The following is an 11,737-nucleotide window of genomic DNA, read 5'->3' as shown; positions in this document are numbered from 1 at the left end:
ACCGGCTATTGCGACATTTGCGCCAGCTTTTTCTCGGCCAAATGCGCAGCGGTGGTTCCCGGATAACTGGTGGTTACTCGGGTCAAATAATCGCGGGCTTTTGCGGTGTTTTGCAGGTCGAATTCGATATAGCCCAATTTCAACAAGGCGTCAGGCACTTTCGAACTGTTCGGATATTGGCTGACCACTTTGTTGAACGCAGCTCGGGCGGCATCGAATTCGCGATTGATTTTATAAGCCTCTGCCAGCCAATACTGGGAATTATCGGCGAACTCGCCGGCCGGAAAATCTTTCAGCAGCTCCTGAAACATTTTTACGGCTTGGGCGTTGTGACCGTTACGCAACGTGTCGTAGGCCGTTTGGTAGCGCTCTTTTTCGTTACCGGAAACCGTTGTTGCAGCGGGCTTGGTATCAGCTACCGGCGCCGGCTGAACCGCGGGCGTTGCCGCGGGAGCAGCAGGCGTCGCGGAAGCGGCCGGAACAGTTGCAGCGACAGACGGAGCCGCCGTTTGCACAGCAGCCGCAGGTGCCGCCGCTGCGTCCGGCTGAGCTACCGCAGGTTGGGTCGCAGCCGGCTGACCAGCGGTCGATAAAGCCTGCATCCGCTCGTCCAGATCGGAATACATATTGTTTTGTTTGCGTTGCAAATCGGCGATGGTTTGCGACTGCTCTTCAACCATGCCGCGCAATTGCTGCACTTCCGACTGTAACTGCTCGAGCCGTCCCAGGACTTCGAATATCGCGTTATCGCTGGGTGCGGCCGGATAGGCACCGGCATTGTTGACCGGCGCTGCCGATGCCGAGACGGCCAACCCCAGGCTCAATCCGATTGCCAGAAGTGCGCGCTTAGCCATTACTGGTAACCGACTTCGACCCGGCGGTTCATTTGCCAAGCGGATTCGTCGTGGCCCGATACCGCCGGTTTTTCTTCACCGTAACTGACGACTTCCAATTGCGACGCGGTGACGCCCTGCGAGCGCATCATTCTTTCCACCGATTTGGCACGTTGCTCGCCCAAGGCGATGTTGTATTCGCTGGAACCGCGCTCGTCGGCATGGCCGGACAGAATGACGTGTTGGTTCGGATGCGAGGCCAGATAACGGGCATGGGCGGCGACAATCGGCACGTAATCCTGTTTGACTTGGCTGCTGTCCAACTCGAAATAAATGATCTGTTTGGACAACGGATTATTCGGGTCGCTGAACTCCGGGCCCAAATTCGAACCTGAGCCGGAACCGAAGCCGTTGCCGGAACCAAACTGGCTGCCGGACATCGAGCCGTCGTTATAACCGCTGGTCGAAGCGTCGGTACCTTGGGTGGAATCGGCCAAGCTGCCTTCTTCGTCGGTTGAACTGCAACCGCTGGCAATCAACACGGCGCTCATCGCCAAAGCCAAATAGGTTTTATTGAATCTCATCAAGTCTCTCCAAAAATAAATAAAAATCAGGTAGCTATAGTTTGAGGGTTATCGGCCTTGCAATCAAGGCGCCCAAGCCGGTTCGCGCACGCCGCCACTCTCGAATGCCAATTTTTGTTGCATCGCGCCGTCGGTCGACACCACCGATAACGCCGATTTGCCGCCACGGGTCGCCGCAAACAGAATCATGCTGCCGTTTGGGGCAAAACTGGGCGATTCGTCGAGATTGCCTTCGCTCAACACGTTTACGGTACGCGACGCCATATCCATTACTGCGATCCGGTAACTGCCGCCATTGGCGGTGACCATGGCCAAACTTCTGCCATCCGCCGAGAATCGGCCTCTGGCGTTGTAATCGCCTTGAAAGGTCAAACGGCTGGCTTTACCGCCGGACGCAGGCATGCTGTAGAGTTGCGGCTTGCCGCCCATGTCCGAGGTAAACACGATCGTCGAACCGTCCGGAGACCAAGTCGGTTCGGTGTCGATCGACAAGCCGCTGGTCAAGCGGGTCAAGGCCCGACTAGCCAAAGTCAGCACGTAAACATCGGGACTGCCGTCTTTGGACAAGGTAACCGCCAACCGGCTGCCGTCCGGCGAAAACGCCGGCGCGCCGTTAATGCCAGGGTAGGCGGCAACACTCTCACGTTGACCAGTAGCCAAGGTCTGCACCCAAATCTCGGAACGCTTGGTATGGAACGAAACGTAGGCGATTTTGCTGCCGTCCGGCGACCAAGCCGGTGCCATGATCGGCTCGGGAGATTCCGCTATCGTGCGCGGGTTGTAGCCGTCGGCATCGGCGACTTGCAGCATGTACTGTTTGCCGCTTCCGCGAGATACGCTGGTAACGTAAGCGATACGGGTATTGAACGCGCCCTTGCGTCCGGTCAGTTTTTCGTAAATCAAATCACTGATGTGGTGCGCGGCGCGGCGCAATTCGTTGGCTCCGGCAGTCAGCCGGTAACCCATCAGCAATTGGCCGTTGTGCACGTTGAACAAGTAAAACTGGATATTGAAGCTATTGCCGTTACCGACGACTTGGCCAATGGTCATGTAGTCCTGGCCCAACACCTGCCAGTCCCGGAAATTTACCTTTTCCGGCTCGCTGGGCTTGGTCAACATATCGTCTTCGGCCAGGGTTTTGAAAAAACCGCTACCGGCCAAGTCGGAACTGACCACATCGGACAGTTTTACGTTGCCGATAGAGCCTTGTTGCGCAAATGGGACAATAGCGATAGGCACGGCGGTTTGCGAGCCCTTGGTGATTTCGATAGTCAAACCGGCCGCCTGGGCCACCGATAGCAATGAGGCAATGAAGCCGCCGATTAAAATTCTGTTGATTAGCATCATTCTATGGGTTCCGTGGTTTATTCCGGTTTAAACGATAAATTGAAAACTCGGTACTTTTGGTTGAATAGTATTTTGTCTTGTGGCACCGGCAGCGGCGAGGCTTTTCTGACCGCATTTTCCGCCGAACGGTCGAATATCGGGTCGCCACTGCTGCCGACAACCACCGCATCCATCACGTCGCCGCTGGGCAGCAATTTTACCTGAATTGTACATTTCAAGCCTTGTGCGGCCCCCATCGGCCGAATCCACGCGCCTTCGGTTTTGCTTTTGATTAACCCATTCAAGCGGGCTTCCTCGGCCGCCGCAGCAGCCAAGCGCTCCTGTTCGGCTTTCGCAGCAGCGGCAGCGGCCTCGGCGGCTTGGCGTTCTTTCTCGGCCTTTTCGGCGGCGGCTATTGCCGCTTGGCGTTCTTGCTCGGCTTTCGCCTTTGCTGCAGCTTCCGCGGCTAATTTGGCTTGGCGTTCTTTTTCGGCCTTGGCTTTGGCTTCCGCTTCTGCGGCAAGTCGTTCTTTCTCGGCCTTTTCCGCCGCTAATTTAGCCTGGCGATCCTTTTCGGCCTTATCCGCTTTTGCCTTGGCTTCGGCTTCGGCGGCTTGTTTGGCTTTCTCTGCCGCCAGCGCGGCCTGTTTTTCCTTCTCGGCCCGGGCTTTTTCTTCAGCTAACTGTTTTTCTTTTTCCGCCTTGGCTTGTTGCGCCTGTTCCTCGCGTTTGGCTTCCTCGGCTTTTTGTTGCTGCAGCTTTTTCTGTTCCAGAGCCTTTTGTTCCTGAAGCTTCTTTTCCTGCTCCAATTTTTTTGCTTCGGCTTCCTGTTGTTTCAGCTTGGCTTCTTCCGCCAGTTTTTGTTCCTTGACTTTGGCTTCCCGTTCGGCTTCTTGTTGCTTTTGTTTTTCCAACTGCTTTTGTTTCTCGGCTTCCTTTTGCCTTTCCAGCTCGGCCTGTTTCTGCTTTTCGGCTACTTCCTTTTGCTTGTCCAATTCGGCCTGCTTCTGTTTTTCCGCGGCTTCCCTGGCTTTTTTTTCCTCCAGAGCCCGCCGTTCCTTGGCCTCCTCCAACTTTTTTTCCTCTTCCCTGCGCTTGGTTTCTAGCGCTTCCTGGCGCTTTTGTTCAGCCTGGGCCTCCTGCTTACGCTTTTCGGCGGCTTCCAAGGCTTTCTGCTCTTCCAATACCCGCTGCTTTTTTGCCTGCTGCAGGGCTTGTTCCTCGACCTTGCGCGCTTCTTCCAAATGCTGCTGGCGCTCGACTTCAGCCTGCCGTTTATTTTCTTCGTTTTGCTTCAGACGTTCGGCTTCGGCATCGATTGCCGCACCATCGAGTACGGTAGCCTCGATAATTTCGGCCGGCGGCGCAGTTTGAGCATCATCGCTATCGGTCAGGAAGCTGATACTGAACAGCAGCACAATTAATATGTGCAGTGCCACCGCCAAAACAAACGAAGGTTTGAAATTTCTCATGATTCTGACGTTATTTGCTCTCGGGCGGCGGCGAAGTCATCAAGCCCACTTTCGGCGCACCGGTTTTTTTCAGTTCCACCATGACCTTGACAATACTGCCGTAGTCGACTTCATGGTCACCGCGCACGTAAAGCTGCGCCTTCGGGTTGTTCCGGAACACCGCTGCCACCCGGGTTTTGACGGTGTCGACATCGACCGGGGAATCCGCTTCTTCATCGCCGTTACCGATGTCGACATACAGGCTGCCGTCTTTTTTAATCGAAACGATGACCGGGGCCTGGTCTTGCAAGTCGACCGATTCGGCTTCGGCTTGCGGCAAATCGACATCGACGCCGGTTTGCACCAGCGGCGCCGTGATCATGAATATCATCAACAGCACGAAAGTAACGTCGATATAAGGTACGACGTTAATTTCCGCCATCGGTCCGCGCCGTTTGCGCGATTTACGGTTGCTGCCGCCTACGTTCATTTGCTGTGCGCCTGTCTTTGCAGAAGGACGACGAATTCGTCGATAAACAACTCGTAACGGCCGGCCAAACGGTCCAGCCGGGTCGAGAAGCGGTTGTAGGCTATCACCGCCGGAATCGCGGCAAACAAACCGATTGCAGTCGCGATCAGCGCTTCGGAAATGCCAGGTGCGACGTTTGCTAGGGTGGCATTTTTAATTTCGCCCAAAGCCCGGAACGAATTCATGATGCCCCATACGGTACCGAACAAGCCGATGTAAGGACTGGTCGATCCGACCGTTGCCAGGAACGGCAGGGTTTCGTCCAACCGGTCCAATTCGCGGGCCAGCTCGATACGCATCGCCCGCTGCGCGCTTTCAACCTGAACCACCGGCTCGACATCGCCTTTTTGGCGCATTCTGGCAAATTCGCGATAGCCGGCCAGAAAGATTTTTTCGATCCCTTCCGGCTCGAAACGGTCGCCCGACATTTTTTTGTACAACTCCGCCAGACCGACGCCGGACCAGAACTCGTCCTCGAAATCGTCGGTGATCTCGATAGCCTGTTTCAACTCTTTCCGTTTGGAGAAAATGAAAGTCCACGAAGCAATCGACGCCGACAGCAGTATGAACATGACAAACTGCACGACAAAACTGGCTTCTTTGACCAGTGTCAGAATGGATAAATCGGTATTCATCAGCTTAATTGTTCCAAAATAACGGTGGGAATTGGTTTGGGTTTCATGGTTTGCGCATCGAGACAGGCGATCCTGACCTCCCCGGCACACAGAATTTGTTGTTGGCGGGTAACGGCCTGTTCAAAAGTAAGGTTGGTTTTTTTGATTTCAATGACTTTGGCGCTGACCGCCAATTGTTCGTTAAATCGGGCCGGTTTCAGATACTCAATCTTGACCGAGCGCACTACAAAAATAACGCCTTGCTCGGCAATCAATGCGTCTTGTTCGAATCCGTAACTGCGCAAAAATTCGGTTCGGGCCCGTTCGAAAAATTTAAGGTAGTTTGCGTAGAATACGACACCGCCGGCATCGGTATCCTCGTAATACACCCTGACCGGCCAGTTGAATTCCGCGGCATTGAACAGTCCTAACGTCATAGGCTAAAAATATCGTCGCTACCTGGCTCGCTTTTGGGCTGAGGCAAACCGAAATGGCTGTAAGCCTTGTGCGTGGCGACACGGCCTCGCGGCGTGCGCATGATGAATCCCTGCTGCAGTAAATACGGCTCTAATACGTCCTCAACCGTACCACGCTCTTCGCTGATAGCCGCTGCCAATGTATCCAAACCCACTGGACCACCCTGGAAATTTTCGATCATCGCCAGCAGCAATTTGCGGTCCAGCATATCGAAGCCTTGCGGATCAATTTTGAGCATTTCCAGAGCCTGAGAGGCAATTTCGCGCGTCACCACGCCGCTCCCTTTCACCTCGGCAAAATCACGCACCCGGCGCAACAAGCGATTGGCAATGCGCGGCGTGCCGCGAGAACGGCAGGCAATTTCATCTGCACCGGCGCCATCCATGCCGATACCTAACATTTGTGCGGACCGTTTGACGATACTGGACAGCTCCTCGACAGTGTAGAACTCCAAGCGCTGGACGATACCGAAGCGATCGCGCAATGGCGAAGTCAATAATCCAGCACGAGTAGTGGCACCGATCAATGTAAACGGCGGCAGATCCAGCTTGATCGAGCGCGCAGCAGGGCCTTCGCCTATTATAATATCAATCTGGTAGTCTTCCATAGCCGGATACAGCACCTCCTCCACCGCAGGATTCAGCCTGTGGATCTCGTCGATGAACAAGACATCGTGCGCCTGCAAATTGGTCAATAAAGCCGCCAAATCTCCGGCTTTATCCAGCACCGGCCCGGAGGTCTGCCGAATATTGACGTTCATTTCGGTGGCTACGATATTGGCCAACGTAGTTTTACCCAGTCCGGGCGGTCCGAATATCAGCACATGATCCAACGCTTCGGCACGGCTGACTGCAGCCTGAATGAAGATTTCCATTTGTTGGCGCAATTCGCGCTGGCCAACGTAATCTTTCAAGCGTTTCGGCCGAATCGCCCGATCGACTCTTTCCTCGTCGTTACTGCCCAACGCAGTGACCAAACGGTCGCTTTCTATCATTTAACCGCTCCGCGCAGTGCCGCGCGAATGATATCTTCGCAACTGCTATCGTCGCTGGCAACGGCCTGGGCCATCCGCGCCGCATCCTGCGGTTTGTAGCCCAACGCGCACAACGCGCTGATGGCCTCCTGTTTCGCAGACTCTTTGGCCACATAGGTTTGGCCACCACCTGAATCGCGCGCGCTAAATTTGTTTAGGTCCGGCAAGCGCCCGCGCATCTCCACGATCAAGCGTTCGGCGGTCTTTTGGCCGACGCCGGGCAAGCGCACCAAGGCCTTGACGTCATTGTCGTCGATACAGCGGTAAAACGCCTCTGTCGTCTGTCCGGACAATATGGTCAACGCCAATTTGGGTCCTATCCCGTTAACTTTGATCAGCGTCCGAAACAAACTTCTCTCGCCTTCGCTGACAAAACCGAACAAAATATGCGCGTCTTCCCGTACGATCAAATGGGTATGTAAGCGGACTTCCTCCCCCAGCGCCGGCAAATCGTAAAAGGTATTCATCGGTGCTTCGACTTCATAGCCAACGCCGTGCACGTCCAGCAATAACTGCGGCGGCGCCTTGTGGATCAGCTTGCCACGCAAAAAACCGATCACGCCCCCACCTGCTGCAGGCGTTTCGCGGTTTCCTGGTAATGGCTATGGCAGAGACTGACAGCCAACGCATCGCTGGCATCGATTTGTAGCTCGCCTTGAATATTCAACAAAATTTTCACCATATGCTGCACTTGCAACTTGTCTGCGTTGCCTTTGCCGACCAGCGCCTGTTTGACTTGCCGAGCGGCATATTCAAACACCGGTAGCTGCCTGTTCATCGTCGCGCAAATTGCCGCTCCGCGGGCTTGGCCGAGCTTCAAGGCCGAATCGGCGTTCTTGTGCATGAAAACCTGCTCGATCGCCATCTGCTCCGGACTATACAACTCTATAATCTGGCTCACGCCATCGAAGATTTGTTGCAACCGCTCCGGAAAATTATCGGACTGCACCCGAATGCAACCGCTAGCCAAGTATTTGACGCCGCGCGGCGAGGTTTCGACCACGCCGTAACCGGTAATTCTCGAGCCGGGGTCTATGCCTAGTATCCTGACCAATCGCTTAACCGCCGCTTAATGTCAAAGCAGATTAACCGATCGCGGCCATAATTTCGTCGCTGATGTCGGCATTCGAATAGACGTCTTGGACGTCGTCCAAATCTTCCAAGCGATCGATCAACTTCAGCATTTTCTCAGCCGCCTCGGCGTCTAACTCGGTTTTAGTGTCGGCATGCATTGTGACTTCCGCGCTTTCCGGCTCCAATCCAGCAGCGACCATGGCTTCTTTGACATTCAGATAATCCTCCGGCGCCGTAAACACATCGATCGAACCGTCGTCGTTGCTCACGACATCCTCGGCCCCCGCCTCCATCGCCGCTTCCATCACCGCATCTTCGTTTACCTCGTCGGAAAAACTGATAATGCCGACCTTACGGAAAAGATATGCCACGGAACCGTCCGTACCCAAGTTGCCGCCATGCTTGGAAAAAGCGTGTCGCACGTCGGCTACGGTGCGATTACGATTATCGGTCAGGCAATTGACCATGACCGCGGTGCCGCCGGGGCCATAACCCTCGTAGCGCACGTGTTCGTAATTATCACCGTCGAGTGCGCCGATGGCTTTTTTGATGGTGTTATCAATGGTGTCCCGCTTCATGTTGGCACCAAGCGCCTTGTCGATAACCGCGCGCAAGCTGGGATTATTGGCAACGTCGCCGCCCCCCGGACCTTTGGCGGCTACAGTAATTTCCCGGATCAGTTTGGTAAAAATCTTGCCCCGTTTGGCGTCTTGTGCACCTTTACGATGCTTGATATTCGCCCACTTACTATGCCCTGCCATTGTATCTCTCTGAATCCTCTAAAAAATTTGCCGATTTTACCATCGCAAACCCGGCTTATCGAGCTTCGTTATAGCACGTGCGGCAAAACGGCCGTTAGCGACGCATCGGCGACGTAGCAATCCGCTTGTTCTTCCACCAAAGACCGGCGGACCACGCCACCAAACCCGATCATATAAGCACCGGCCTGCTTAGCCTCCAGATCGGTCTTGCCATCACCTATCATCACCAAGGCTGAATGGTGCATTCTAAGCCTTCTGCAGACTCTAGCCTTGCCGCCGCTGACGGCTAACGGCGAATGCCGGGCAAAATCCGAATACCCGCCGTCGGCGTCGAACTCGATATCGACCGCATGCACGTGCTGCTCCGGAATCCCCAGCCGTTCCGCCAACGGCAAAATCGCTTGCCGCAATCCTCCGCTGATAATATGGATTTGTTTGGCATTCGCTTGTAACGCGGCAACGGTTTCGGCAACGCCGTCGACCAACTCGGAAATGTACAAGGCGGCCAACCAATCTATCGCCGCTTTGTCCGGTTTGATCAATTCCAAGCGTTTGGCATAAACCTCTTCCAACGCCAATTCGCCATTCATCGCCGCATCTGTCAACGCCGCCACTTCATCGAATATCCCATTACGCCGGGCCAACTCGTCTATCCCTTCGATCCGGCTCAAGGTACTGTCACAATCAAAACAGACTACGTCAAAACTCATAATACGATTTGCCTCGCCGTATGCACTGCCGGCACTTCGCATACTGCTTTCAATACTTGTTCGTTCAAAGGGTCGGAAACGCTGATCACCATCATCGCCAATTGGTTTTGGTCGGCGATACTGACCTGCATCCGGGTGATATTGATATTGGCCGTGCCCAATATCGAACTGATCGCCGCAATCACACCCGGTTTGTCGTCATGCCGGGTAATCAACAATGCCCCCTCCGGCACGACTTCGATTTCGAAGTGGTTGATACCGACCAACCGGGGATGCTGATGTCCGAGCAAGGTACCGGACAGAGATACTTCCTTATCCGCACAATGCCCGGTGATTTTAATCAACGATTGATAGCCTTCAGCGTATTCGGTCTGTGATTCAACCAGCGCAACACCCTGGCGTTTGGCGATATTTTCGACGTTGACCCGGTTGACTGGAGTCGAAAGTTGACCTTTAAACAAACCTACCATGGCTTCCGCCGATATCGGCCTGATTTTGACTTGGGCGGCTTTACCGAAAACGGCAACATCCAGTTTTTCGATCGGCCGGTCGATTAAACCCACCAAGACCTTACCCAGAATATTCGCCAAGTTCATAAATGGCTGCGCCTCGTTCAGCTCTTCGGCTGACAGTCTAGGTAGATTCAAGGCATTAACCGCTTCGCCGGTTTGCAGGTACTTGACAACCTGACGCGCAATTTCGACGCTAACTGCAATTTGCGCTTCTTTGGTGGACGCCCCAAGGTGAGGAGTAAACACAATATTATCCAAACTCAACAAAGGGGAATCGGCCGGTGGCTCGTTTTCATAAACGTCCAAGGCCGCGCCGGCAATACGCCCTTCCTTTAACGCGTCGTATAACGCCGCTTCGTCGACCAAACCACCACGGGCGCAATTAATCAGTCTTGCCGACTTCTTCATCATGGCCAATTGTTGGTGGCCGATAATATTTTTAGTTTTTTCTAATAACGGACAATGCAGCGTCAAATAATCTGCCTGTTTAAGCAACGTATCCAGATCGACCATTTCCGCACCGTGTTTAGCGAAAACATCGGGGGCAACATAAGGATCGTAAGCAATTACCCGCATGCCTAAGCCATGTCCTCGCTGGGCGACGATCCGGCCGATCGTACCGAAACCCAAAATAGACAGCGTCTTGTGGGCAATCTCGGCACCCATCAGCTTGGCCCGCTCCCACTTTCCTTGTCGAACCGAGAGATTGGCCGCAGGCAGATTCCGGCTTAACGAGAAGATATGGGCGATCGCCAATTCCGCCGTGGTGGTCGCGTTCGCATCCGGCGTATTCATTACGATAACACCCTGTTCGGTAGCAGCCGCTAAATCGACGTTATCGACTCCAATGCCCGCTCGTCCAACCACTTTTAACTTGGTCGCGCACTGCAAAACCCGCCTCGTGACCTGGGTATCGCTTCTGATCAGCAATGCATCGTATTCGGCAATCAATTCGCATAATTCATCTTCATCCAATCCGGTCTGAATATGAATTTGAATGCCTTCTTGAGCATTCAAAAAATTAACGCCGTCTTCCGCGAGCTTGTCGGAAATCAGAATTTTTTTCATCACAGAAACCACGATTGATGGGCAATTCGGCCATTTTAGCAGCTTTGTTATAATCGCCCCAAGACCAATCAAGTCGTCCCGAATTTAACGCCTATGCAACTAAAACCCGCACTTGGTGCAATTGTCGCTGTGAGCATGTTGGCGATAGTTTTTTGGCAACAAACTCATTTAGACCCCAAAACCCCCGATTCTGTATTCACCACGCTAAGTGGCGAGCGAATTGTGCTCCGAGAATTGGGCGGTCAGCCAGTATTGATCACATTTTGGGCGACCGACTGCCGGGCCTGTATCGAAGAAATCCCGGATTTAATCGCTTTGCACCAACAATTCGCCCACAAGGGTTTGCAAATAATTGCGGTAGCGATGCCTTACGACATTCCCAGCCGAGTAAAGCAGTTGAGCGAAATGCGGAAATTGCCGTATGCAGTAGCCTTGGATATCGAAGGAGTCCATGCGAGGGCCTTTGGAGATGTATGGTTGACGCCCAGCAGTTTTTTGATTGACCGGGAAAGGAATGTCGTTTCTCGGGTGACTGGTCGATTCAATTTAGCTGACTGGCGAGCACGAATTGCCGCAATGCAGCCGAATTGAACAACTCTCTAGGCGGATTAGCAGCCTTACGTGTCCCGTACCTGGATTGTAATGGTCAACAAAAACCGGACACCACATCAGGCAGCGTTTCTATAAAATTCCTGCTCGAATTCAAGCGGGGATTGATAGCCCAATGTTGAGTGCGATCGGCGGCCGTTATAAAAAGCCAAATAA

Annotated in this window: 14 protein-coding genes; 1 reads left to right on the top strand and 13 read right to left on the bottom strand. The window is 53.7% G+C overall.

Annotated elements, in window-relative coordinates:
• Positions 1-5 precede the first annotated feature (5 nt).
• The 13 genes from ybgF to serA all read right to left on the bottom strand — a co-directional run bounded on the left by ybgF (position 6) and on the right by serA (position 10,972).
• The gene (gene ybgF, locus AC0IM9_RS17650; RefSeq protein ID WP_482804866.1) at positions 6-854 is read right to left on the bottom strand and encodes a tol-pal system protein YbgF; all 849 of its coding nucleotides are present in this window, start codon (positions 852-854) and stop codon (positions 6-8) included.
• The gene (gene pal / locus AC0IM9_RS17645; RefSeq protein WP_140911618.1) at positions 854-1,417 is read right to left on the bottom strand and encodes a peptidoglycan-associated lipoprotein Pal; all 564 of its coding nucleotides are present in this window, start codon (positions 1,415-1,417) and stop codon (positions 854-856) included. Before pal ends, ybgF begins: the two co-directional genes overlap by 1 nt.
• 63 nt (positions 1,418-1,480) lie before the next feature.
• Entirely contained in the window at positions 1,481-2,764 is a 1,284-nt protein-coding gene (tolB, locus tag AC0IM9_RS17640; RefSeq protein ID WP_140911617.1) for a Tol-Pal system beta propeller repeat protein TolB, read from the bottom strand.
• Positions 2,765-2,781: 17 nt separating this feature from the next.
• A complete protein-coding gene (tolA, locus tag AC0IM9_RS17635; protein ID WP_482804865.1) occupies positions 2,782-4,215 on the bottom strand; it encodes a cell envelope integrity protein TolA in 1,434 nt (477 codons plus the stop codon).
• A gap of 10 nt (positions 4,216-4,225) precedes the next feature.
• Complete coding sequence (gene tolR / locus AC0IM9_RS17630) at positions 4,226-4,636, bottom strand: protein TolR (protein WP_278210693.1); 411 nt, start codon at positions 4,634-4,636, stop codon at positions 4,226-4,228.
• A gap of 44 nt (positions 4,637-4,680) precedes the next feature.
• Positions 4,681-5,358: a protein TolQ gene (tolQ, locus tag AC0IM9_RS17625; RefSeq protein WP_482804864.1), complete on the bottom strand. Its 678-nt coding sequence runs from the start codon at positions 5,356-5,358 to the stop codon at positions 4,681-4,683.
• Positions 5,358-5,774 (bottom strand): tol-pal system-associated acyl-CoA thioesterase, encoded by a 417-nt coding sequence (gene ybgC, locus AC0IM9_RS17620; RefSeq protein WP_140911614.1) that lies wholly within the window; start codon positions 5,772-5,774, stop codon positions 5,358-5,360. Before ybgC ends, tolQ begins: the two co-directional genes overlap by 1 nt.
• Positions 5,771-6,805, bottom strand: coding sequence for a Holliday junction branch migration DNA helicase RuvB (gene ruvB, locus AC0IM9_RS17615; RefSeq protein ID WP_482804895.1), 1,035 nt, complete (start codon positions 6,803-6,805; stop codon positions 5,771-5,773). The genes ybgC and ruvB overlap by 4 nt, the downstream gene beginning before the upstream one ends.
• Entirely contained in the window at positions 6,805-7,407 is a 603-nt protein-coding gene (ruvA, locus tag AC0IM9_RS17610; protein ID WP_482804863.1) for a Holliday junction branch migration protein RuvA, read from the bottom strand. Before ruvA ends, ruvB begins: the two co-directional genes overlap by 1 nt.
• On the bottom strand, positions 7,404-7,901 hold the full coding sequence (gene ruvC / locus AC0IM9_RS17605) for a crossover junction endodeoxyribonuclease RuvC (RefSeq protein WP_140911611.1): 498 nt from the start codon (positions 7,899-7,901) through the stop codon (positions 7,404-7,406). The genes ruvA and ruvC overlap by 4 nt, the downstream gene beginning before the upstream one ends.
• Before the next feature lie 31 nt (positions 7,902-7,932).
• Entirely contained in the window at positions 7,933-8,682 is a 750-nt protein-coding gene (locus AC0IM9_RS17600) for a YebC/PmpR family DNA-binding transcriptional regulator (RefSeq protein ID WP_140911610.1), read from the bottom strand.
• Between the two features lie 68 nt (positions 8,683-8,750).
• The gene (locus tag AC0IM9_RS17595; RefSeq protein ID WP_482804862.1) at positions 8,751-9,392 is read right to left on the bottom strand and encodes an HAD-IB family phosphatase; all 642 of its coding nucleotides are present in this window, start codon (positions 9,390-9,392) and stop codon (positions 8,751-8,753) included.
• Positions 9,389-10,972: a phosphoglycerate dehydrogenase gene (serA, locus tag AC0IM9_RS17590; protein ID WP_140911608.1), complete on the bottom strand. Its 1,584-nt coding sequence runs from the start codon at positions 10,970-10,972 to the stop codon at positions 9,389-9,391. Before serA ends, AC0IM9_RS17595 begins: the two co-directional genes overlap by 4 nt.
• Positions 10,973-11,065: 93 nt before the next feature.
• Between serA and AC0IM9_RS17585 the strand changes: the two genes are divergently transcribed.
• A complete protein-coding gene (locus AC0IM9_RS17585; RefSeq protein ID WP_482804861.1) occupies positions 11,066-11,563 on the top strand; it encodes a TlpA disulfide reductase family protein in 498 nt (165 codons plus the stop codon).
• Positions 11,564-11,737 lie beyond the last annotated feature (174 nt).

This window comes from Methylomonas sp. Uni0011 (assembly GCF_056850255.1).
Note: the sequence above shows the minus strand (reverse complement) of the source record. Positions and strands in the feature narration are given on the sequence as shown.